Source organism: Streptomyces sp. NPDC006487, from assembly GCF_042870555.1.
Classification (GTDB): Bacteria; Actinomycetota; Actinomycetes; order Streptomycetales; family Streptomycetaceae; genus Streptomyces.
The window spans coordinates 357357-379584 of record NZ_JBIAHN010000006.1 but is presented as its reverse complement, the minus strand read 5'-3'; the positions used below and the strand labels follow the sequence as shown (position 1 = coordinate 379584).

The 22228-nt window shown below is 69.8% G+C and carries 20 protein-coding genes and 2 pseudogenes; 14 read left to right on the top strand and 8 right to left on the bottom strand.

The genetic code is table 11. The annotated features are described in order from the left end of the window. Nucleotides 1-36: 36 nt before the first annotated feature. The 6 genes and pseudogenes from ACFYM0_RS12960 to ACFYM0_RS12935 form a co-directional block, all read left to right on the top strand. On the top strand, nucleotides 37-1680 hold the full coding sequence (locus ACFYM0_RS12960) for a glycoside hydrolase family 27 protein (RefSeq protein WP_388500128.1): 1644 nt from the start codon (nucleotides 37-39) through the stop codon (nucleotides 1678-1680). 46 nt (nucleotides 1681-1726) lie between these two features. Further along, entirely contained in the window at nucleotides 1727-2062 is a 336-nt protein-coding gene (locus ACFYM0_RS12955) for a DUF4158 domain-containing protein (RefSeq protein ID WP_388500126.1), read from the top strand. Beyond that, nucleotides 2040-2474, top strand: a complete 435-nt coding sequence (locus ACFYM0_RS12950; protein ID WP_388500123.1) for an SDR family NAD(P)-dependent oxidoreductase — start codon at nucleotides 2040-2042, stop codon at nucleotides 2472-2474. Before ACFYM0_RS12955 ends, ACFYM0_RS12950 begins: the two co-directional genes overlap by 23 nt. An 18-nt stretch (nucleotides 2475-2492) precedes the next feature. After that, a pseudogene (locus tag ACFYM0_RS12945) lies at nucleotides 2493-2594 on the top strand (SDR family oxidoreductase); the annotation flags it as partial. 30 nt (nucleotides 2595-2624) lie between these two features. Continuing rightward, complete coding sequence (locus ACFYM0_RS12940; protein ID WP_388500120.1) at nucleotides 2625-3062, top strand: NUDIX domain-containing protein; 438 nt, start codon at nucleotides 2625-2627, stop codon at nucleotides 3060-3062. A 133-nt stretch (nucleotides 3063-3195) separates the two neighbouring features. After that, nucleotides 3196-3300: pseudogene (locus tag ACFYM0_RS12935) on the top strand (pirin family protein); the annotation flags it as partial. A gap of 322 nt (nucleotides 3301-3622) precedes the next feature. Here the strand turns inward: ACFYM0_RS12935 and ACFYM0_RS12930 are convergent. Then, nucleotides 3623-4324, bottom strand: a complete 702-nt coding sequence (locus ACFYM0_RS12930) for a CBS domain-containing protein (protein ID WP_388500118.1) — start codon at nucleotides 4322-4324, stop codon at nucleotides 3623-3625. Nucleotides 4325-4554: 230 nt separating this feature from the next. Between ACFYM0_RS12930 and ACFYM0_RS12925 the strand changes: the two genes are divergently transcribed. Beyond that, nucleotides 4555-5643 (top strand): zinc-dependent alcohol dehydrogenase family protein, encoded by a 1089-nt coding sequence (locus tag ACFYM0_RS12925; protein WP_388500116.1) that lies wholly within the window; start codon nucleotides 4555-4557, stop codon nucleotides 5641-5643. A gap of 481 nt (nucleotides 5644-6124) precedes the next feature. On the opposite strand, the gene ACFYM0_RS12920 is transcribed toward ACFYM0_RS12925, so the two are convergent. Together ACFYM0_RS12920 and ACFYM0_RS12915 are read right to left on the bottom strand one after the other, a co-directional pair. Beyond that, on the bottom strand, nucleotides 6125-6988 hold the full coding sequence (locus tag ACFYM0_RS12920; protein ID WP_388500113.1) for a slipin family protein: 864 nt from the start codon (nucleotides 6986-6988) through the stop codon (nucleotides 6125-6127). Nucleotides 6989-7148: 160 nt separating this feature from the next. Further along, nucleotides 7149-7778: a CBS domain-containing protein gene (locus ACFYM0_RS12915; RefSeq protein WP_388500110.1), complete on the bottom strand. Its 630-nt coding sequence runs from the start codon at nucleotides 7776-7778 to the stop codon at nucleotides 7149-7151. Between the two features lie 268 nt (nucleotides 7779-8046). Between ACFYM0_RS12915 and ACFYM0_RS12910 the strand changes: the two genes are divergently transcribed. Next, nucleotides 8047-8955, top strand: coding sequence for a universal stress protein (locus ACFYM0_RS12910; protein ID WP_388500108.1), 909 nt, complete (start codon nucleotides 8047-8049; stop codon nucleotides 8953-8955). A gap of 135 nt (nucleotides 8956-9090) precedes the next feature. Continuing rightward, on the top strand, nucleotides 9091-10806 hold the full coding sequence (locus ACFYM0_RS12905) for a GAF domain-containing sensor histidine kinase (protein WP_388500107.1): 1716 nt from the start codon (nucleotides 9091-9093) through the stop codon (nucleotides 10804-10806). A 9-nt stretch (nucleotides 10807-10815) separates the two neighbouring features. On the opposite strand, the gene ACFYM0_RS12900 is transcribed toward ACFYM0_RS12905, so the two are convergent. The 3 genes from ACFYM0_RS12900 to ACFYM0_RS12890 form a co-directional block, all read right to left on the bottom strand. Beyond that, nucleotides 10816-11505 (bottom strand): response regulator, encoded by a 690-nt coding sequence (locus ACFYM0_RS12900; RefSeq protein WP_388500105.1) that lies wholly within the window; start codon nucleotides 11503-11505, stop codon nucleotides 10816-10818. A 43-nt stretch (nucleotides 11506-11548) separates the two neighbouring features. Continuing rightward, nucleotides 11549-12034 (bottom strand): Crp/Fnr family transcriptional regulator, encoded by a 486-nt coding sequence (locus ACFYM0_RS12895; RefSeq protein WP_388500103.1) that lies wholly within the window; start codon nucleotides 12032-12034, stop codon nucleotides 11549-11551. 117 nt (nucleotides 12035-12151) lie between these two features. Then, a complete protein-coding gene (locus ACFYM0_RS12890; protein ID WP_388500101.1) occupies nucleotides 12152-14515 on the bottom strand; it encodes a phosphoketolase in 2364 nt (787 codons plus the stop codon). Between the two features lie 288 nt (nucleotides 14516-14803). On the opposite strand from ACFYM0_RS12890, the gene ACFYM0_RS12885 reads away from it, so the two are divergent. From ACFYM0_RS12885 to ACFYM0_RS12870, 4 genes are all read left to right on the top strand, one after another. Further along, a complete protein-coding gene (locus ACFYM0_RS12885) occupies nucleotides 14804-15226 on the top strand; it encodes a DUF1003 domain-containing protein (RefSeq protein WP_388500098.1) in 423 nt (140 codons plus the stop codon). Nucleotides 15227-15505: 279 nt separating this feature from the next. Beyond that, nucleotides 15506-16186 (top strand): helix-turn-helix domain-containing protein, encoded by a 681-nt coding sequence (locus ACFYM0_RS12880; RefSeq protein WP_388500096.1) that lies wholly within the window; start codon nucleotides 15506-15508, stop codon nucleotides 16184-16186. Nucleotides 16187-16203: 17 nt separating this feature from the next. After that, nucleotides 16204-16938, top strand: a complete 735-nt coding sequence (locus ACFYM0_RS12875) for an HAD-IA family hydrolase (protein WP_388500093.1) — start codon at nucleotides 16204-16206, stop codon at nucleotides 16936-16938. Then, nucleotides 16935-19418, top strand: coding sequence for a glycoside hydrolase family 65 protein (locus ACFYM0_RS12870; RefSeq protein ID WP_388500091.1), 2484 nt, complete (start codon nucleotides 16935-16937; stop codon nucleotides 19416-19418). Before ACFYM0_RS12875 ends, ACFYM0_RS12870 begins: the two co-directional genes overlap by 4 nt. 99 nt (nucleotides 19419-19517) lie before the next feature. Here ACFYM0_RS12870 and ACFYM0_RS12865 read toward each other — a convergent pair whose 3' ends face one another. Further along, the gene (locus ACFYM0_RS12865) at nucleotides 19518-20390 is read right to left on the bottom strand and encodes a universal stress protein (protein ID WP_388500088.1); all 873 of its coding nucleotides are present in this window, start codon (nucleotides 20388-20390) and stop codon (nucleotides 19518-19520) included. A 38-nt stretch (nucleotides 20391-20428) separates the two neighbouring features. Beyond that, nucleotides 20429-21052 (bottom strand): CBS domain-containing protein, encoded by a 624-nt coding sequence (locus tag ACFYM0_RS12860; RefSeq protein ID WP_388500085.1) that lies wholly within the window; start codon nucleotides 21050-21052, stop codon nucleotides 20429-20431. Nucleotides 21053-21324: 272 nt separating this feature from the next. Here ACFYM0_RS12860 and ACFYM0_RS12855 point away from each other — a divergent pair, with 272 nt between their 5' ends. Next, nucleotides 21325-22227: a universal stress protein gene (locus ACFYM0_RS12855; RefSeq protein WP_388500083.1), complete on the top strand. Its 903-nt coding sequence runs from the start codon at nucleotides 21325-21327 to the stop codon at nucleotides 22225-22227. Nucleotide 22228: the final 1 nt, after the last annotated feature.

The window sequence follows — 22228 nt, the reverse complement described above, 5'->3', positions numbered from 1 at the left end:
TGAACCCGTTCTTCGATTCACCGAGGAGCGATCTTCATGCGCAGGAAACGCAACCGCACGCTGCTGACCATGGCGGCCCTGGCCCTGGCCTCCACGCTCACCGCCGCCCCCCAGGCTCAAGCGCTCGACAACGGCGTGGGCCGCACCCCGCCGATGGGGTGGAACACCTGGAACACCTTCGGCTGCAACATCAACGAGACGCTCATTCGCCAGACTGCCGACTCGATGGTCACCTCAGGCATGCGTGACCTCGGATATCAGTACGTGGTCGTGGACGACTGCTGGTTCGACCCCACTCGCGACTCCGCCGGCAACTTGCAGGCCAATCCGTCGAGATTCCCCAGCGGCATGAAGGCGCTCGGCGACTACCTGCACACCCGGGGCCTGAAGTTCGGCCTCTACCAAGCACCCCTGGACCGGACCTGCGCCCAGTACTTCGGGTCCTATCCGGGCGCCACCGGCAGTCTCGACCACGAGGTCCAGGACGCCCGGCAGTTCGCCGCCTGGGGCGTCGACTATCTCAAGTACGACTGGTGTTCCCCCACCGGCACCATCGATGAACAGGTCCGCACCTTCGCGAAGATGCGTGACGCCCTGGCGGCCACCGGCCGGCCGATCCTCTACAGCATCAACTCCAACAGCATCCACGAGAAGACCGGCCCGCAGCGCAACTGGGGCGATGTGGCCAACATCTGGCGGACGACCGAGGACATCACCAACGTCTGGAACTCGGGTCAGACCAACGGCTATCCGATGGGCGTCCAGAACATCGTCAACGTCAACGCGCCGCTGTCGGGCTACGCCAAGCCGGGGCAGTTCAACGACCCCGACATGATGGTGGTCGGCCGGGGCGGCATGACCGACACCGAGATGCGCAGCCACTTCGCCCTCTGGGCGATGATGGCCGCTCCACTGATCGCGGGCAACGACATGCGGAACATGGACGCCGCGACCGCCACGATCATGAAGAACCAGAACCTGATCGCCCTCAACCAGGACCCGCTCGGCCTCCAGGCCACTCAGGTCAGCAACGACGGCACCCGCCGCATCCTGGCCAAACGGCTGAGCAACGGCGACGTCGCGGTGGCGCTGTTCAACCAAGGCGGCAGCGCGACGACGATCAGCACCACCGCCTCGGCGATCGGCATGTCCGGAAACTCCTTCGGCCTGCGGGAGAGCTGGACGAACGCCGTCACCTCGACCACCGGAGCCATCTCGGCGAGCGTACCGGCCCACGGCACCGTGGTGTTCCGGGTCAGCGGCGCAACGCCCACCCCCGCGTCCACGATCCAGGGCGTGGGGTCGGGTAGATGCCTTGATGTCGCCGGATCCTCCCCAACGAACGGAATCAGGGTCGACATCTGGGACTGCCACGGTCAGAGCAACCAGCAGTGGACCTCCACGGCAGCCGGTGAACTGCTGGTCTACGGAAACAAATGCCTCGACGTGAACAACAAAGGCACCGCCGACGGCACCAGCGTGCTCATTTGGGACTGCAACGGCCAGACCAACCAGAAGTGGCGTTTCAACACCGACGGAAGCATCACAGCCCTCGGTGCGAACAAGTGCCTGGACGTACCCAGCAACTCCACGGCCAACGGCGCCCACGTCCAGATCTGGACATGCAACAATGCCGCCAACCAACGGTGGACACGTCCGACCGTGGCGAGCTCCTCATGACACCCGAGCGGCATGGTCTCGAGCAGGACGCCTACGCGACCGCGGGATGACTTCGATCGAGAGCACCGCGTATCCGCGGTTCAAGCGGCTGATCACCGCGCGCGAGCTGCACGTGTTCTTCACTCCCAGCGAGGAGGAGCGGGTCTGGGGTGAGGAGGTCACGGACTCCGACGAGCATCAGCTCGCGCTGTTGGTGGCGCTGAAGTCCTATCAGCGGATGGGCTGCTTTCCGAAGGCATTCGACGTGCCGGACAGGGTAGTGGAATTCGTGCGCCGGGCAGTGGAACTGCCGGAGAGCACGTTGCCGGCGTACCCGTCGGGCCGTATGGCTGAGCGGTTGCGGTCAGCTGGCGCCTGGTGTGCTCGCCGCCTTCGAGCGTGACGGAAGCCCCGGCATCGCGGTACACGCCTACCTGACGGACCCGACCGCCGTGCAGACGATGGCGGACCTCGTGCGCGCCGAGATCGGCCCCGTCGGCATCCTCGTGAACAATCCCGGCTCCTACCCTCGGGTCCCCTGGCAGGACACCGACGAAGCCGCCTGGAACTACTCCCTCGACGTGAACCTCACCGCCCACTACCGCACCTGCCACACCCTGACCCCCGGCATGATCGAACGCCGCTGGGGCCGGATCGTGAACATCGGCAGCGTCAACGCCCGCGCCGGCCGGAGAACCTCGTTGCGTACAGCACCGCGAAGGCCGGGCTACTGGGACTTGCCCGCTCCCTCGCCCGCGAACGCCGTCCCCGCTCAGCACCTCGCGCGCCCGGAGGACCAGATCAGGCGCCAGTGAGTCCCTCGCCGTGGTCGGCCCGAGGATGTCGCGGCCCTGGTTGAGTTCCTCGTGGGCCCCTCCGTGTCGTTCATCACTGGGCAATCCGTCCACGTCGACGGCGGCCGGCTGGTGCACTGAGACCGTCAACAGGCAAGGAGACAGACCGAAATGATCGAACGAGTCCGCGCCGTCCTCGTCACCGCTGACGACACGATGCTGGTCATCCGCCGAACCAAGCCCGGCCTCCCCGTGTACTGGGTACTGCCCGGCGGCGGCGTCGAGGCCGGCGACGAGTCCCGGGAGGCCGCTCTCCACAGGGAGATCCACGAGGAGATCGCGGGGAAGGCCGAGATCGTCCGACTCCTCCACGCGATGGAGTCCGACGACGAGCGTCAGCTCTTCTACCTCGCCCGCATCGCCACCTGGTCCTTCGAGGACCGCTCCGGGCCCGAGTTCAGTGCCGAGGGCCGCGGCGAGTACGCGCTGGAGGAAATCCCGCTGACCGTCGAGGCGCTCGACGGAATCGACCTCAAGCCCGAGGAGATCGCTCACGTCCTCCGGGGTGCCATCGGCGCCGGCACCGTTCGGGCAGTGGCTGCGAAGTAGCCGCCCGGCTTTGTGAACTTGCCGTCGGGACCAACGCCGAAGTGCATCGGTCCCGACGGCGGGCGTTGGCCAAGGGATCTCGACATGCAGAAGCCCTTTGCGTTCCTGACCTGCACGAAGACGGATATCTCGTGTTACGTTCTCGAACTGGATCGGACGCTCCAACGAGGAGATCGTCCAGTTCTGCAAGGACTGGATGGAAGGCACCCGCTACGGCGAGGTCAAGGGCTACGACGGTCCTGCAGGAGAGCCGGATCAGCTTGTCGGGATCCTGTTCGGTGAACCAGCCCAGGTGCTCGGCGTGAGCACGAGGCGAGCGGGGCGAGGAGGCGCGGCAGCGGGAGGCGGGGGTGACGTGGCGGGTGTGGTGCGTGCCAGGGGGACGGTCATGGTGGAGACCTGTCCCCGGGCCGCCCGCAGTTCGACGGTCCGGTGTATCGATCGCCGGAAATGACACCTGAGTTGCATCCGATGCGCGAAATACTCCCGGTACCTCCCTCCTACTCCGGTGCGGAGAACCAAAGGGGTCCTGACCAGGTACCTCCGGTGAGGCGGAGCGTTTATGCCCCTGCCGTCTGCGCGACCGACGTGGTCAGCGCGCAGTTGACGTCGACCACGCCTTCCACGGCGCGCGCGAGACGTGCTGCCACCGGAATGAGCGATGCGTCGAGGATTCCGCCGGAGAGGGTGACCACGCCGTGGTGGACGTCGACCCGCACCCTGTGCTGTGCGAGCGGGAACAGTCGGCCGACCACCTCGCGCCGTATCTCGTCCACGAGTTCACTGTCCGGGCGCAGGAACACCTTGAGCAGGTCGGTGCGGCTGACGATGCCCTGGAGGGTGCCGGCTGGGTCGACGACCAGCAGCCGTTTGATGTGCCGTTCCGCCATGAGCCTGGCCGCCTGGGACAAGGTGGCATCGGGCCGAACGGTGACGGCGGGAGCCGTCATCAGGTCCTTGGCCAGGGTTGAGCCGGCCTTCAGCGTGTCACCGAGCCGCCGCATCTGCTCGATGAGACCGGGGTCGTGATCGCGGAACTCCTCCTTCGGGAGCAGGTCGGCTTCCGAGACCACACCAATGACCCTGCCCGCGCCCGTGCCCGTGCCCGTGCCCGCGCCTTCGCCTTCGCTTTCGATGACCGGTACTGCCGTCACTCGCCACTGCTTCATGACGGCGACGATCTCCTTGAACTCGGCGAGGGGCGTGACGCTGACGACGGTTCTCGTCATCACGTCGCGGACGAAACGTGGACTGGAGGTCATGGCGTGGTGGTCCTCAATCAGAAGCGAAGGGTTCCCCGGGCTGTCCCCGAGATCGGCGGCCGTCCCAGGTGAAGGAGACCCCGCCATCCACCATCACACGTCCTCGCCACGGGCCGGAGGGGCCTGTCGGGCCCCGGTGCGGGACCGTCCGGCCCTGTCCGGGAACCGGGCGGCGGGGACAGCCTGAGGTGACCTTTGCCGGAGCACGGGAGACATGGAGAGGTGGCGTCATGAAGGCACTCGTCTTCCAGGGACCGGGAGGCACCGCGTGGCAGGAGGTGCCGGATCCGGCGATCAAGGATCCCGCCGACGTGATCGTGCGCGTCGACGCCGTGACGATCTGCGGTACGGACCTGCACATCGTCAAGGGTGATCTGCCGGAGGTGACTCCAGGCCGTGTGCTCGGTCACGAGGCCGTGGGCACGGTGGTGGAGTGCGGAGGTGACGTCCGCTCGGTGCGCCCCGGCGACCGGGTCCTGGTCTCTTGCATCTCCTCGTGCGGCCGGTGCCGGTTCTGCCGCGAGAGCCGCTACGGCCAGTGCCGCGGGGGAGGCGGTTGGGTGCTCGGGCACACCATCGACGGCACCCAGGCCGAATACGTCCGTGTGCCGTTCGCCGACCTTTCCGTGCACCTGCTGCCGAGCACGGTCGACAGCGCCGACGCCGTCCTGCTCGCGGACATCTTCCCCACCTCCTACGAGGTGGGGGTGCTGAACGGCAACGTCCGGCCCGGGGACACCGTCGTCGTGGTCGGCGCCGGCCCCGTAGGACTCGCGGCCATCGCCACGGCCCGGTTGTACTCGCCGGCCCGAGTCATCGCCGTCGATCTCGCGCCGTCCCGGCTGGCGAAGGCGCGGGAGCTGGGCGCGGACGCGGTCGTGAACGCCGCCGAGGAACCGGAAATGCTCGTGGGCGACCTGACCGATGGTCTCGGCGCGGACGTCGTCATGGAGGCCGTCGGCGTGCCCGAGACCTTCGAGATGTGCACCCGCATGGTCCGCCCCGGCGGCCGTGTCGCGAACATCGGCGTCCACGGAAAGCCCGCGACCCTGCACCTCGAAGACCTGTGGATCAAGGACGTCACCATCACCACCGGGCTCGTGGACACCAGCTCCACACCGATGCTGCTGCGCATGCTGGCAGCGGGCCGCCTGCCGACCTCCTCGCTCATCAGCCATCGTTTCGAGCTGGGGCAGATGGAAGAGGCGTACGAGGTGTTCTCCCGCGCCGGTGAGACGGGCGCGCTGAAGGTCGTGCTGGGCGGGCCGCGCCACGACGACCTGGCCGTATCGAACCCGTCGCGCGTCCAGAAGGCATGACGGCCCTGGTGCGCCACGTCGCCGGTGCTGACGTGGGGGCCGGTCGGCCCCCACCTCGGTCCCCGTCGGCCCTGCCAAGCGAGTGTCCCACCGGGTGATTCTGGAGTGCGGACCTGCTCCGGGTCTCGCTCACGAAGAGGTGATCCACCATGCCTCGGATCCAGATCTCGGCACCCCGGCCACGGCCGCACCGCCCCCCGCCCGTCGATCTGCGTACGCCGTCGGGGCGTGTCCTGCCGTACTGAGAAGGACAGGAAGGAAGCGGGCCCATGAGCGCACAGCGGGTACTGGTCGCCTACGGCAGCAAGCACTGGTGCGCCAGGGCCGGGCCGGGGACTTCCGCGATCCTGAGCGGATCCGCGCCTGGGCCCGTCGGATCGGCGCCGCACTCGCGGCGACTCACTGAACGCGCCCCACAGCACAGCAGTCGGCGCCGCCGTACGGAGAACGTCCTCCGCACGGCGGCGCCGCCGACTTTCGGTTACGTGGTCTTGACCGCTCGCGCTCCGTTCGGCGGGGACGGACTGGGGAGCGGCGTGGTGATCTCCGCCGTGCGCGGTGTCCGGAGGGTCGCGGCCGCGGATTCGCGGGCGAGGAAGGCGCCGAGTTCGCCGATGGTGCTCATGAGCGGTGCGGGGAAGACCACGGTGGTGTTCTTGTCGACGCCGATCTCCACGAGGCTCTGCAGGTTGCGCAGTTGCAGGGCGAGGGGGTGGGCCATCATGGTGTCGGAGGCGTCGCCGAGTGCGGCGGCGGCCAGCGACTCGCCCTCCGCGTTGATGATCTTGGCCCTCTTCTCCCGTTCGGCCTCGGCCTGGCGGGCCATCGCGCGCTTCATGCTGTCGGGCAGCTGGATGTCCTTGAGTTCGACGAGGGTGACCTCAACGCCCCATTCTGCGGTGGTGACGTCGAGGATCTCGCGGATGTCGAGGTTGATGCGGTCGGTCTCCGAGAGGGTCTCGTCGAGGGTGTGCTGGCCGACGACCTTGCGCAGGGTGGTCTGCGCGATCTGGTTGATGGCCGTGCCCACGTTCTCGATCGCGATGACCGACTTCACGGCGTCGACGACGCGGAAGTAGGCGACAGCGGAGACGTCGACGCTCACGTTGTCCCGGGTGATGATGCCCTGGGACTGGATGGGCATGGTGACGATCCGCAAGGACACCCGGTGCAGGACGTCCGCGAACGGCACGATGACCCGCAGGCCCGGTGCTCGGGTGCCGACGAGCCGGCCGAACCGGAACAGCACGCCCTGCTCGTACTGTTTGACGATCTTCAGAGCCATCGTCAGCCCTATCAGGGCGACCACGGCCAGGGCGATCAGGGTGAAGATCAGGACTTCCATGAAGGCGCTCCTCACGAAGTGCGGTGGCGGAGCAAGGGGATGGCCCGGGTCCGTCTGCAGGGCGTCGCACGGGTGTGACCGGGTGCGGTGAGCCTGCCTCGCTTCCATGCTCGCGCGGTGCGGATGGGGCGGGCAGGGGCCGAACGGTCCACATCCCGCATCAGCGGCGAACCTCTTCGGCGCCCCGGTCCGGCGGTGCGGTGCGGGTGCGGGTGTCGTTGGAGTGGGCCGTGAGCCGGTCGATGACCGCCACCACACCGTCCAACTGTCCGGCGAGCCGGAGCGCGACGGGAATCTGGCTGCTCTTGGACAGGCGGCCGTCCAAGGTGACGACCCCGTCCACGACACCCACGCTCACGGCATCGGCACCGATCCCCATCGTGTCCGCCAGCACGTCCTCGACCAGCACGCGGTGTATCTCGTGGTCTGGGCGCAGAAACACGCGGAGCAGGTCCCGTCGCGTCACGATGCCGACCAGACGGTCCTCCTCGTCGACGACCGGCAGTCGCGTCACCCCGCGTCGGGTAATGAGGCGGGCGGCCTCGGTGACGGTCTGGTCGGCGTGGACCGTGACGGCCGGCGCGGTCATCAGGTCTTCAGCGGTGAGGTGGTCTTGGACGAGCAGATCGGTCCGCGAAATGACCCCGAGGACGCGCTCGTCCGCGTCCAGGACCGGCATGCCGCTGATGTCGTGTTCGACGAGCAGCGCGGCCACGTCCGCGGACGGAGTCCTCCCGAGGACCGAGACGACCTCGTCGGTCATCAGGAAGCCGACCTTGGCGTGCTTCATACTGTGGCCCTCCTGTCGGCTCCGGCCGGTGAGCGCATCGTGCGGAGCGGCCTCATCAGCCACCATCCGCCGGGTCCGCCCGCCGTGCGAGGGCCGAACGGGTCCTGTGCCGGGACTGACCGGTCCCGAGCGATGAGGGGTCGATGAGGCGGTGTGCGGCGGGCAAGGGACCTTCGGTCCCTTGCCTGGCCCCTGCGGCCCATTCTTCGCGCGGGTCGGAGTGACAGTGTGAAGACACCCCCGTCGCTGTTCGGCAGAGGAGGAAGCCATGGAAGGCTCCACCCAGTACCGTCCGGACCTCGGTTCGGTCGTCGTCGGTGTCGACGGATCGGACACCGCGCTGGCAGCGGCGCTCTGGGCCGCCGCCGAGGCAGCCCGCCGCGACAGCACCCTTCACATCTTCTACGCGGCCGACACCGCCGACGGGGTCTTCTACCTGTCGGCGGAGATCATCGAACGCGTCCACAGGGAGGGCCGTGACCTGTTGGAGCTCACGGCCGCTACGGTCTCCGGGCGGTTCCCGACCCTCCACGTCACCACGGAGTACAGCCGCCGGGACCCCGTCTCCGGTCTGCACCGAGTGGGGGCGAAGTACGGCATGACCGTGGTCGGCCACCGCGGGCTGGGCGGCTTCGAGTCGCTGATGCTGGGTTCGGTCGGTCTGAGGATCGCGGCAGCCGCCACGACCCCCGTCATCGTGGTGCGCGGCGGCGAGGACCTTGCCGAGAGCGGCGTGGTGCTGGCCGCGGTTCGCGACGAGTACGACTTCGAATGCGCGCGCCGCGCCGCCCGCGAAGCAGAGCTGCGCAAGGCAACGCTGCACCTGCTGACCGTGTGGCGCGTACCCCGGCACGCCGGAACCGACGTCACCATGCTCGCCGACGTCAACGAGTTCGCCGGCCGCCATGTCCGCGGTCTGAAGTCCGTCGCCGACCGCGTGGGCGAGGAGTTTCCCGCGTTGACGGTGAACACCGACGCGGAGAAGAGCGTGTCGGTGGCTTCGGTCCTGGTCGAGGCGTCGCGCCGTGCGGACCTGCTCGTCCTGGGAGGACGGCGATCGCCCGGGTACTTCGGGCCCACCCTGGGACGTACGACGCACAGTCTCCTGCACCACGCGCACTGCCCCGTGGAGCTCATTCCACGGCACGACGAGGAGCGGGGGAGCGACGGGGCATGACGGACATCGCTCTGAGGGAATCGCCCGGGTCCCCAGCGCCGCATGCTGATCGAGACGGCCGCAGGCCGGGCGCAGGAGGACTAGGCTGAAGACCGGGCGGGTAAGCGGAGCCCTTCGACGCCGCCGGAGGTGTCCATGGCCGGGGACGATCGGGATGGGTCGGCGAGCCGGATGCCGCAGCCGAGGCTGGACGCGCTCCAGGCACAGATCACCGACGCGCGGGAGACCCGTGACCGGCTGACGGGCCTGCTCGAGGCGGTCATGTCGCTGGGGCAGGGGCTGGACCTGGCCCAGGTGCTGCGCGGCATCGTGGAGGCCGCGGTGGTCCTCGTGGACGCGGAGTACGGTGCGCTGGGCGTGGTGGGGGACGACGAGAAACTCGCCGAGTTCCTCCCGGTGGGCATCAGTGACCAGCTCCGGGCGCGGATCGGGGTTTTGCCCACCGGACACGGACTGCTGGGCGAGCTGATCAGGCACCCGCGGCCACTGCGCCTGGGAGACCTCTCGGAGCACGCGGCTTCCGCCGGGTTTCCGGAGCACCACCCGCCGATGCGTTCCTTCCTCGGCGTGCCGATCCGGGTCCGGGACGAGGTGTTCGGCAACCTCTACCTGACGGAGAAGCGGGGCGGGAAGGGCTTCGACGCGGAGGACGAGGGGGTCTTGGCCACCCTCGCGGTCGCCGCCGGCGTCGCCGTGGACAACGCCCGTCTGTACGAGGAGGTCCGGCTCCGGGAGCGCTGGCTGGCGGCCAGCTCCGATTTCACGAGCGCGCTGCTGTCCGGCTCCTCCGAGATCGAGGTGCTGGAAGGCATGCTGGAGCGGGCCCGGGACATCATCTCGGCCGAGATGTGCGTCTTCTACCAGGTGGGGCCCGGCGGCGAGCTGCGCGGCTCGCTGGCCCTGGGGGAGGGCGCCGAAGCGCACCGCGGGATCGTGCTGCCCGGCAGCGAGGGGATCCTGGCCGCCGTCATCCTGGCACGGGACGGACTGATCACCTTGGCCGATATGGCCACCGATGCCCGGGCCGCGGCGCTGCCGGACACGTGGACGGGCTTCGGGCCGGGCGTGGCGGTCACGGTGGGCACGAGGGCGAAGCTGCGGGGCGTGCTGATGCTGGCACGGCGTACGGGGCGGTCGGCGTTCGCCGCGGCCGAGGTCGCGCCCCTGCCCGGCTTCGCGGGGCAGGCAGCCCTCGCGCTGGAGCTGGCCGACCGGCGCCGGGACACCGAGCAGGTGAGCCTACTGGCGGACCGCGACCGGATCGCCCGGGACCTGCACGATCTCGCTATCCAGCGGCTCTTCGCCACGGGGATGACCTTGCAGAGCGCCCAGCGCTTCGTGGAGCACCCGGAGGCTTCCGAGCGGCTGAGCCGGTCGATCGACGACCTGGACGAGACGATCAAGATCATCCGGTCGACGATCTTCGGACTCCGCGACCACGAAGGGGCGGGCAGCACCCCGAGACTCCGGGTCCGCGCGGTGCGAGCCGTGGGTGAGGCGGCGGCGCTGCTCGGTTTCGCGCCCGCCCTGCGGATGGAGGGGCTGATCGACACCGATGTTCCGGTGCCGGTCGCCGACGACGTGGTAGCCGTGCTCGGAGAGGCCCTGACCAACGTGGCCCGCCATGCGGGAGCGGAGCGGGCGGAGGTCGGGATCGTCCTGGCGGACGGAGTGCTGGCCGTGACGGTGAGTGACGACGGCGTGGGCGTCACGGACGGTGGCCGTCGGAGCGGTCTGCGCAACCTCGCGGAGCGTGCCGAGGCCCGTGGGGGAGGGCTGTCCGTCTCGCCGGGCCCGGATGGTGGTGGAACCCGTCTGGACTGGCGGATCCCGATCGCACCCACCCGGTGAGTTCGGCCCTCAGCGGCCGGTCTCGTCGTGCTCGCGCACCTCGGCGGCGATGACGGCGGCCTGCACGCGGCGTTCGACGCCCAGCTTGGCGAGCAGCCGCGAGATGTGGTTCTTGACCGTCTTCTCGGACAGGAAGAGCCGTTTTCCGATCTGACGGTTGGTGAGGCCTTCGCCGATCAGTTCGAGTACGGCTCGCTCGCGCTCGGAGAGCACCGTCAGTCGCTTGTCCCCGGGCGGTTTTCCGGCGGTCGGGTCCCGGAGTGAACTCATCAGACGGGCCGTCGTCGCGGGGTCGAGCATCGACTGGCCCGTCGCCACCGTCCGAATGGCGGCGACCAGGTCCGAACCCCTGATCTGCTTCAGTACGTACCCGGCCGCGCCCGCCATGATGGCGTCGAGCAGGGCGTCCTCGTCGTCGAAGGACGTCAGCATGAGGCAGGCGAGGTCAGGCATGCGCGAGCGCAGCTCGCGACAGACGCTGATGCCGTCGCCGTCGGGCAGTCGTACGTCCAGCACGGCTACGTCGGGCCGCAGGGCGGGCCCCCGGGCCAGGGCCTGCGCGGCCGTCGCCGCCTCACCCACCACCTCGATGTCAGGCTCGGAGTCCAGCAGGTCGTGCAGTCCGCGCCGGACGACCTCGTGGTCGTCGAGGAGGAACACCCGGATGGGCGCCGGGGAGGCAGCTGGTGCATCGGACATCCACGCCACACCCTCGGGTCGGATACGTCTGGGGACAATTGTCTCAGATGCGGCTTCCGCTGCCGTGGGGCGCGTACAGGTCGAGGAGCCGGACCCGGGCGGAGACGAGTCGGTGGGCGAGCACCTGCCCCACCCATTGCCACATTGCGGAGGTGAGCCCGGGGTCGGAGTCCATCAGCGCCCGCACGGCGGCGGCATCGAACTCGTCCGTGCGCACCGGCGTCATGGCCTCGGCGCCGAAGTGCCAGGTGTAGGGACGGAACAGCCAGGACCAGCCGACGAGCTCGCCGGGACCGGCCGTCTCGACCACCGCGGCCTGCCTGCCGGGTACGTGCACGTCCATGCCGACGCTGCCCGACCGGACGACCCAGAACCGGTCGGCGTGCCCGCCCTGGTTGAACAGTCGCGCGCCGGCGTCGAAGTTCGCCTCGTGGGCCAGGGCCAGCAGACTGCCGCAGTGTTCCGGGGAGAGGGCGTGGTCGAAGCGGATGGGGGAGGAGGTGAGCCGGTGGGGGGAAGAGGTGCTCATGGCGGTTCTCCGTTCGGGTCCGCTTCCACCCTCCGTCGTTGGCGGCCGGCCCGGGAAGGGCCGTTCGGTACCTTCCCCGACCCGGGCGGCCCACCCGTACCGCCCCGGGCGGGACGATCAGTAGGGCCAGGACCAGTCGGCGACTTCCGGCAGGTCGGTTCCGTGGGCGCGGATCCAGTCGTGGTGGCGGATCCGCTGGTCGCCCATGGTCTGGCGCAGGGCCGCCGCGCGGCCGGCGAGGCCGGGGACGCGGTCGATGACGTCCATGACGAGCCGGTACCGGTCGAGGTCGTTGCGTACGACCATGTCGAAGGGCGTCGTGGTCGTACCGGACTCCTTGTAGCCGCGCACATGCAGGTTGGGATGGCCGGGCCGGCGGTAGGCGAGGCGGTGGATCAGCCACGGATAGCCGTGGTACGCGAAGACCACCGGCCGGTCGGTGGTGAAGAGGCCGTTGTACTCGGTGTCGGTCATGCCGTGCGGGTGCTCCTCGTGGGGCATCAGCCGGGCGATGTCGACGACGTTGACGACCCGGACGGCCAGCGAGGGCAGGTGCTCGCGGAGCAGGGCCGCGGCGGCCAGAACCTCCATGGTGGGCACGTCGCCGGCGCAGCCGAGCACGACGTCCGGCGCGTGGGATCCGTGGTCGGTCCCCGCCCACTCCCAGACTCCGGCGCCGCGAGCCACGTGCGCGCGGGCCTCCCCGATGGGCAGCCAGTCGAAGCAGGGCTGCTTGCCCGCGACGATCACGTTCACCTGGTCACGGCTGCGCAGCGCGTGATCGGCCACCGCGAGGAGGGTGTTGGCGTCCGGCGGCAGGTAGACCCGTACGACCTCGGGGCTCTTGTTGAGGACGTGGTCGACGAATCCGGGGTCCTGGTGGGAGAAGCCGTTGCTGTCCTGCCGCCAGACGTGCGACGTGAGCAGGTAGTTGAGGGACGCGATGGGCGCGCGCCAGCTCAGCTCGCGGGCGTTCTTCAACCACTTGATGTGCTGGCCGACCATGGAGTCGACGATGTGGGCGAAGGCCTCGTAGGTGGAGAACAGTCCGTGGCGGCCGGTGAGGAGGTATCCCTCCAGCCAGCCCTGGCACACGTGCTCGGAGAGGATCTCCATGACCCGGCCGTCGCGGGACAGGTTCTGGTCGGTGGGCTCGGTCATGTTCTGCCAGGCCTTGCCGGTGACGTCGTACAGGTCGTCGAGGTGGTTGCTCGCCGTCTCGTCCGGCCCGACGACCCGGAAGTCCCGTCGTTCCGCCGTGTCCCTCATGACCTGCGCGAGGTAGCGGCCAAGGACTCGGGTCGGCTCGTGCAGGGTGCTTCCGGGCTTCTCCACGGGGACGGCCCACGCGTCCAGTGCGGGCAGGGGAAGCGAGCGCAGCAGCCGGCCGCCGTTGGCGTACGGGCTCGCGCCCAGCCGGCGCTCCCCCTCCGGTACGCAGGCCCGTACGGAGGAGACGGGGCGGCCCTCGGCGTCGAAGAGCTCCTCCGGCCGGTAGGAACGCATCCAGCTCTCCAACTGCCTCAGGTGTTCGGGGTTCTCGCGCACCCCTGCGAGCGGCACCTGATGCGCGCGCCAGGTGCCCTCGACGGGTTGCCCGTCGACGGCCGCGGGACCCGTCCAGCCCTTGGGAGTCCGCAGAACGATCATCGGCCAGGGCGCACGCTCAGCGCCCGGATCCGTGCCTGCGGCCCGGGCTTCCCGCTGGATGGCGTGGATGCGGTCGAGGGCCCGGTCCATGGCTCCGGCCATGGCCGGGTGGACGAGGGCGGGGTCGCTGCCGGAGACGTAGAGGGGCTCGTGCCCGTAGCCGCGCAGCAGTGCGTCGAGCTCCTGCTCGGGGATCCGCGACAGCACGGTCGGATTGGCGATCTTGTATCCGTTGAGGTGCAGGATCGGCAGGACGGCGCCGTCGTGGACCGGGTCCAGGAACTTGTTCGAGTGCCAGGAGGCGGCCAGCGGCCCCGTCTCCGCCTCGCCGTCGCCGATGACGCAGGCCACCAGCAGGCCGGGATGGTCGAAGGCTGCTCCGTAAGCGTGGGCCAGCGAGTAACCGAGCTCACCGCCCTCATGGACGGAGCCCGGCGTTTCCGGCGCGACGTGACTCGGCACGCCGCCGGGGAAGGAGAACTGGCGGAACAGCCTGCGCATCCCGTCCGCGTCCCGGCCGATGTCCGGGTAGGTCTCGCTGTACGAGCCCTCCAGCCAGGAGTTGGCGAGGACGGCCGCCCCGCCGTGGCCGGGTCCCCAGACGCACAGGGCCTCCAGGGAGCGCTCCTTGATCACCCGGTTCAGGTGGGTGTGGACGAGGTTCAGGCCGGGGGCGGTGCCCCAGTGGCCGAGCAGTCGCGGCTTGATGTGCTCCGGCCGCAGCGGCTCGGCGAGCAGCGGGTTGTCCATGAGGTAGATCTGGCCGACGGCCAGGTAGTTCGCGGCACGCCAGTGCGCGTCCAGCTCCGGGATCCGGTACGTGGTGGTCATGAGCGCTCCTTCAAACCGCAGGTAGGGGCATGCGCCGGTTGAGCCGATGGGTGAACCGTGCTCCTACGGGGCCGGAGGCGGGAAGGGCAGGACCGGCCCCCACATGGGGCCGGTCGGCCCCTTCTGCGCCGTCGGCGGCGGGTGGAGTGTGGGCGGCCGGGTCTCTGCCGGGTCACGCCGCCCCGGCCGACGGCGGGCTCCGGCGGTACGCGGAGAAGGGCCGATGGTTTTGAGACGATGCGGGACACAGAGCCGTGTCACGGGTGTTCGTCCCGAGGAGGCAGGCAGGTGAACGCAACCGAGGACGAGGCGCGGCACCATCCGGTTGTCGTCGCACACCGCACGAGTCAGGCCGCCGACGTCCAGTTGCGCGTCGCTGACGCGATCACGAAGTTCGCCGGCTCCATGCCGTTCGTCTACCTCCACGCGATCGGCTTCGCCCTCTGGATGCTGTTCGTGGAGGCGAATCCCTGGCCGATGCTGACGCTCGTCGTCTCCCTGGAGGCGATCTTCCTGTCGACGTTCGTGATGATCGGACAGAACCGGCAGGCAGCGTTCCAGCAGGCGAAGGCCGACCACGATTTCGTCGAGCAGGAGCTGGAACTCAAGACCAATACGGAACTGACCCGTGCCATCCACGCGATGACCACGGAACTTCACCGCCGACTGGTTCCGGAGTCAGACAGCGGCCGAGGGTCTTGTGCCCAGTGAAGAGGTCAGGTCCGCAGTGCGCATGACGGCCCCGGTCAGGTTCTGTGCAGGCCCGGTCAGCGGACCAAGACGGCCTCCCCGGACTTGGGCACGACCGCTTTCAGCCCTGTTCACGGTCGACCGTCACACCCCGAGGAGAGGGCCGCATGGGCCCGACAGGCCCTGGTAGGGGACCATCCGGCCCCTGTCCGCGCACCCGTAGCGGGTACAGCCTGAGGTTGGCGCCCAAGGCGTCGCCAAGTTCCCGTACCGGCCACGAACCGCAAGGGTGTGACGATCATGAGAGAGAGCACGGCAGATGCGTCCCCGATCAAGGTTCCGGCTGCCCGTGGTGACCTCGGACGACGCGTGAGCGCCCGCCGCGAAGAGCTGGGACTCACGCGTGAAGAACTCGGGGAGCGCTGCGGAGCCGCCGCGTCGTACATCGCCTACGTGGAGGAGCGGGCGGCGGCGCCCAGCATGGGCATGCTCGTGGGTCTCGCGGACGGGCTGGTGACCACCGTTGCAGAGCTGACCGGGAGAACGACCGACAGTCCCCCCGGCATGGGGACCGCGATGCGCGGTTCCGAGTCGACGGTGCTGAGCGAGGCCGAGTGCCTCCGCCTGCTCTCCACCCACGGCATCGGCCGGGTCGGGTTCTCCGGCATGGAAGGGCTTGCCGTCTTCCCCGTCAACTATGTCGTTGTGGGAAACGAGATCGCGTTCCGCACGGCGGCCGACTCGCGGCTCGCCGAGGCGTCCGGGACCGAGGTCGCCTTCGAGGTGGACCACATCGACGACGCGATGCGAGAGGGCTGGAGCGTCATGGCCGTCGGTGAGGTGTCCGGTGTCACGGACGGGGCGCGAGTCAGCCACCTGTATGCGGTCGCCCGCTCGCTCCCCTGGGCCGGTGGACCCCGCACGCACTGGATGTCCATTACCCCCACCAGGATGACCGGCCGTCGTGTGGGATCCGGGTGAGCGCCCCGCATGCCGTCGTGTTCGACACTGACGGGGTACTGCTCGACTCGGCGCGGCTGCACGCCGTGGCCTGGAAGACTGCCTTCGACAGCTGCCTGGATGCCTGGGCCGCGTCCGGGAACGGGCGGCAGCCTCCCTTCGACGCGGACCGCGAGTACCGTCAGTGGGTCGACGGCAAACCCCGGCTGGACGGGGCGAGTTCCTTTCTGAACTCCCGTGGCATCGGCCTGCCGACCGGCAGCCCCGACGGCGCACCGGGCAACGACACGGTCTGGGCGGTGGCCGCGCGCAAGGAGGCGGCGTTCGTCAGCACGCTGGAGTCCGGGGCCGTCCATGCCTTCACCGACGTCGCTCCGGCGCTCGCCCGGCTGCGGGCGCACGGCGTGTGCTGTGCCGCCGTATCGGCCTCCCGGCATGCCCGGCCGCTTCTCGGATCAGCCTCCCTTCTGGGCTGCTTCGACGCTGTGGTGGACGGTACGGACGCTGCCGACCTGGGGCTCGCGGGCAAGCCGGACCCCGCTCTGTTCCTCGAAGCGGCCGTACGGCTCGGGATGGACCCCACCCGCTGTGCGGTGGTGGAAGACGCCCTCGCAGGTGTCGAAGCAGGCCGACGCGGCCACTTCGGCCTCGTCATCGGCCTCGACCGGACGAAGAACCCCGACACGGCACGGGCCCTACGGGAATGCGGGGCGGACCTGGTCGCCGCCGAACTCCTCACGGTCGCCGACCTCGTCTGCGGGGCACGACCGTGACCGACTCGTGGACCTGGGAGTACGACCACTACGACCCCCCGACGGAGCGCCTGGTCGAAGCCCTGTGCACACTGGGCAACGGAAGGTTCGCCACGCGCGGCGCGGCCCCCGAGACCCCGGCGGGCCCCGTGCACTATCCCGCCACGTACGCCGCCGGCTGCTGCAACCGGCTCACCTCGCACGTGGCCGGACAACAGGTCGACAACGAGGACATGGTCAACCTGCCCAACTGGACGGCGCTGCGGTACCGGTGCATCACCGACGACGGTCTCCAGGGCGACTGGCTGACTCCCGACGACCCCGGCATGCTGCACTACAAGGTGGTACTCGACCTGCGCCGAGGGACGCTCACCCGGCACATGCTCTTCCAGGACGGCCGCGGCCGCCGCCTCGGCGTCACCCACGTCCGCGTCGTGCACATGGCAGACCCCTATCTCGCGGCCCAGCGGACCACCTTCCACGCGTACGGATGGAGCGGCCGGATCGAAGTGGAATCAGGGCTGGACGGAGACGTGGCCAACGCGGGAGTGGAACGCTACGGCGGGCTCGACGGCCACCACCTCACGGACCATCGGACGGGTTTCGCGCCGCACGGCGTCGCATGGATCGCCTGCCGCACCACCTCCTCCCGCACCGAAATCGGCCTTGCCGTCAGGACGGTCACCCGGCCTCGCGCACCCGTCATGACGAGCCACACCGCGGCCGGGACGGTGCAGACGTACAGACTGCCCGTGGCTCCCAGACGGTCCGCGACGGTGGTGAAGACCGCGGCCCTGTACACCTCCCTCGACAGGCCGGCCGGAGACCTCCTGCCGCGCGCGATCGAACACGCTTCACGGGCACCCGGATTCCCGGCACTGCTCACGTCCCAACGCTCGGCCTGGGAACGGCTCTGGGAGCAAGGCGAGTTGACCGTGTCGGGGGAGACGGGCCGGATCCTGCGCCTCCACCTCTTCCATGTGCTCCAGACGCTCTCCCCGCACACCGCCGAGCTGGACGTGGGTGTCCCCGCGCGGGGCCTGCACGGTGAGGCCTACCGGGGTCACGTCTTCTGGGACGAACTCTTCGTCCTGCCCTACGTCACGCTGCACTTCCCGGAGGTCGCGCGGGCCCTGCTCATGTACCGCCATCGACGGCTGCCGGCCGCCCGCGATGCCGCCCGGCTGGCAGGGCAGAGCGGAGCGATGTTCCCCTGGCAGAGCGGAAGTTCTGGACAGGAGGAGAGCCAGGCCCTGCACCTCAATCCCCGGTCGGGCCGCTGGCTGCCCGACCACTCGCACCTGCAGCGCCATGTCGGCTCCGCCATAGCCCTGAACGTCTGTCGTTACGGGCGGGCCACCGGGGACACCGGCTTCCTGCACGGCCCCGGCGCGGAACTCCTGCTCGAGATCGCCCGCTTCTGGGCCGGCGCCGCCGTCTACGACGCGCAACGGGGGCGCTACCGCATCCGCGGTGTGCTGGGCCCGGACGAGTACCACGACGCCTATCCCGAGGCGACGGACCCCGGGATCGACGACAACGCCTACACCAACGTCATGGCCGCCTGGGTGATCCACCAGGGGCTCGAACTGCTCGACGAACTGCCCCCCGCTCGACGGACGGAACTGACCCAGCGGCTCGCCCTGGACCGCGGCGCGCTGGAGCACTGGGAAGAGGTGTCCCGCCGCCTGTACGTCCCGTTCCACCGGGGAGTCATCAGCCAGTTCGAGGGATACGGGGACCTGGCCGAGCTGGACTGGGCGGCCTACCGTGCCCGGTACGGCGACGTGCGCCGACTCGACCGGATCCTGGAAGCCGAAGGGGATACGGTCAACCGCTACCAGGCGTCGAAACAGGCCGATGTGATCATGCTCGGTTACCTCTTCCGGCCCGCCGAGCTGTACGGCCTGTTCGCCCGGCTCGGCTACCGGCTCGACGATGCGGTCTGGCGCGCGACCGTCGCGTACTACCTGCCGCGCACCAGCCACGGATCGACGCTCAGCAGCCTCGTCCACGGATGGGTGCTGGCCCGCCAGCATGATCCGGACGCCTGGAAGTACTGCGAGGAGGCACTCCTCGGCGACGTCACGGACATTCAGGGCGGGACCACCGGGGAGGGGATCCACCTGGGTGCCATGGCCGGCACCCTGGACCTCGCGGAGCGCGGAGTCACGGGCCTGGAGACCGGCCCCGAGGGCCTGTACATCGATCCCGTCCCCCTACGGGAGATCGAGCCGGTCTCCTTCACGCTCTGCCACCGGGGCCACCACGGTGTCCGTGTCCGACTGCTCCACGGCAGGTTCGGCATCACCGTGCCGGAATCCCGCCACGGTCCTCTGGCCCTCATGCTGCCCGGCGAACAGGCCGTCGTGGTGGCGGCCGGAGACGAGCATTGGTTCCGGCTTCCCGTGGACTGGACCCGCCGCCTTCGCGGAGATCTCCCTCGTGGCCGGCCCGGCCCGAGGGGGCCGAACGCGGGTGCGTTCACTCGTGGGCGATGACGGCGACGGGCGAGGTGGCGTGGCGCAGGACCGTGTGCGCGATCGCGCCGCCTCGGAGGCCGGCCGTGACGCGCAGCACGGCGCGATGAAGCCAAGCGGTCAGTCGTGGGCGAGTACGGCGACGGGTGCGGCCGTGTGGTGAAGCACGGCGTGGGCGACCGGGCCGAGGTGCGTGCCCATGGGGGAGCGGCGGATGCGGCGTCCGATGACGACGAGGTCCGCGCCCGTGGTGGCCTGGACGAGCTCCCGTCCCGCCGATCCGATGAACGTCCTCTCCTCGAGCCGCACGTCCGGGAACTTCAGCCGCCACGGCATGAGCATGTCGTCGAGCATCTGGGCGACGGTGCGGTCGACCTCGCGCGCGACCGAGGGATTGAGGACGGGCGAGTAGCCGGACGTGGGAGGGAGCTTCCAGCCGTGCACCGCCCGCAACGCGCAGTCGCGACGCGCGGCTTCTTCGAAGGCGAAGGCCAGGACCCTGTCGCAGGCCTGGTGGATGTCGACGCCCACGACGATCTCGCGGTACGGGGTGCGGGCCGCGTTCTCGCCCCCGCCCTCCTCCGCCCGTACGAGGACGACGGGGGTCTCGGTGGCCGTGAGGGTGGACAGGCTCACGGAGCCGACGATGAAGCCCACCACACTGCCCAGCCCGCGGGAGCCGAGGACCAGGAGGCCGGCGCTCTCGGCCTCTGCCGCCAGAGCCGTGGAAGGCCTGCCCGAGAGGCGACGCGTGGAGATCTCCAGGCGGGGATACGCCTGCTTCAGCTCGTCGGTGGCGGAGCCCAGGACCTCGTCGGCCCACCGGTCGCGCGTCCCGGGGTCCAGCTCGGGTATCAGCGTGCCGGAGGACCAGTCCTCGGCATGGACGATCCGTAGAGGGGCCTGTCGAAGCGTGGCCTCGCGGGCCGCCCAGCGGGCTGCGGCCAGGCTCTGGGGGGTGCCATCGACGCCGACGGTTACGTGGTGGTTCATGACGGTGGCCTCCTCAGGCTGCGCGGGGTGTTCCGCGGTCACCAGGTGATGGGCTGCGCTCCGCGCTCCGGCGGGATCAGACGGGAGTCGTCCGTGCGGGCGGTGAGCTCGTCCACCACGGCGACGACACCGTCCAGTCGTGCGGTGAGCCGCAGAGCGAGGGGGACCTGGCTCTGCCGTTCCAGCCGGCCCGCGAGGGTCACGACACCGTCCAGGACGTGGATGTCCACCGCCCCCGTGGGCGCCCCGATGCTGCCGGACAGCACGTCCTCGCTCACCTGCCGCCGTATCTCGGCATCGGGGCGCAGGAAGACGCGCAGGAGGTCGCGCCGGGTGACGATGCCGATGAGACGTTCTTGCTCGTCGGTGACCGGAAGGCGTTGCAGGCCGAGGCGTGTCATGAGCTGCCCGGCCTCCGAGACGTTGTCCTGAGCGTGGACCGTGACAGCGGGAGCCGACATGATGTCCGCGGCCGTCAGGGCCTTGCGGGCGAGCAGATCGCTCTCGGAGACGACGCCGACCACCCGGTCGTCCTCGTCCACGACGGGCAGTCCGGTGATGTCGTAGTCGGCGAGGAGCTTGGCGATCTGTCTGAACGTCGCCGAACGGTCCACCGAGACGACATCTGCCGTCATCACCTCGCCGACCTGGGTGTGCCTCACGAGCGGGCCTCCTGTACGTCGTCATGCAGGGGAGCTGAGGGTTGGTGTGCACCACCCGTACCAGCCACCATCCGCCCCACCGGCATCCGTATCGAGGGCCGAACGGTCCCGTACGAGGGCTGACCGGGTCCGTCCGCGGAGGCTTGTGCATGTTCCCGGAGTCGGGGAGGGACCAGTCGGCCCTTGCCCTGGCCCCTATGGCCCTCGCCGACCATGCGCCCGCGATGCCAGCGTGAGAGGGCAAGCACGATGGCCCTCGATCAGGAGAAACCATGGAAGGCATCACTGCCGGTCCGGAACTCGGGACGGTCATCGTCGGCGTCGACGGGTCGGATCCCGCACGCGGGGCAGTCCTGTGGGCCGCGGCCGAAGCCGCACGGCGGGGGAGCACCCTGCACATCCTCCACGCCGCCGACACGGACAGCAGAGCCGTCTACGCATCGGCGGAAACCCTTGAACGGGTCCGCGCAGCAGGCCGCGAACTACTCGATGACACCGCCGCGGCGGTGGCGGAACTCCACCCCGATCTGCACGTCACCACGGAGTTCAGCCGCAGCGCACCCGTACCCAGCCTCCACCGGGCCGCCGGCGTCCACGACACGATCGTCGTCGGCAGCCGCGGTCTCGGCGGGTTCACCTCGCTGATGCTCGGCTCCGCCGGACTCAAGGCCGCCGCGAGTGCCACCACGCCCTTGGCCGTGGTGCGGGGTACGGACCCGCGGGTCGAGACGGGCAGCGTGCTGGCGGGTGTCCGCGACGAACAGGACCTCGACTGCGTCCGGTACGCGGCGTGCGAAGCCGGGCTGCGCAAGGCGTCGCTGCGGCTGATGCACGTATGGAACCTGCTGGAGTCCGTGGGCAACGTCGTGAGCATGCTCGACGACGTCGAGGAGATCAGCGGCCGGCACGCACAGCGTCTTACGGCCATGGCGGGCCTGATCCGCGAGGAGTTCCCGGACCTGACCGTGCACGCGGACCTGGAGAAGAGCTTCTCGGTGGCCGGTGTACTGGCCGAAGCCTCGCAGGACGCGGACCTGCTGGTCGTCGGCGGGAGGCGCTCGCCGGGCTACATGGGCCCGACGCTGGGGCACGTGACCCACAGCCTCCTGCACCACGCGCGCTGTCCCGTGCTGCTCATCCCGCGGCACGGCAACGATCAGGGGAGCGAGTCGTGAG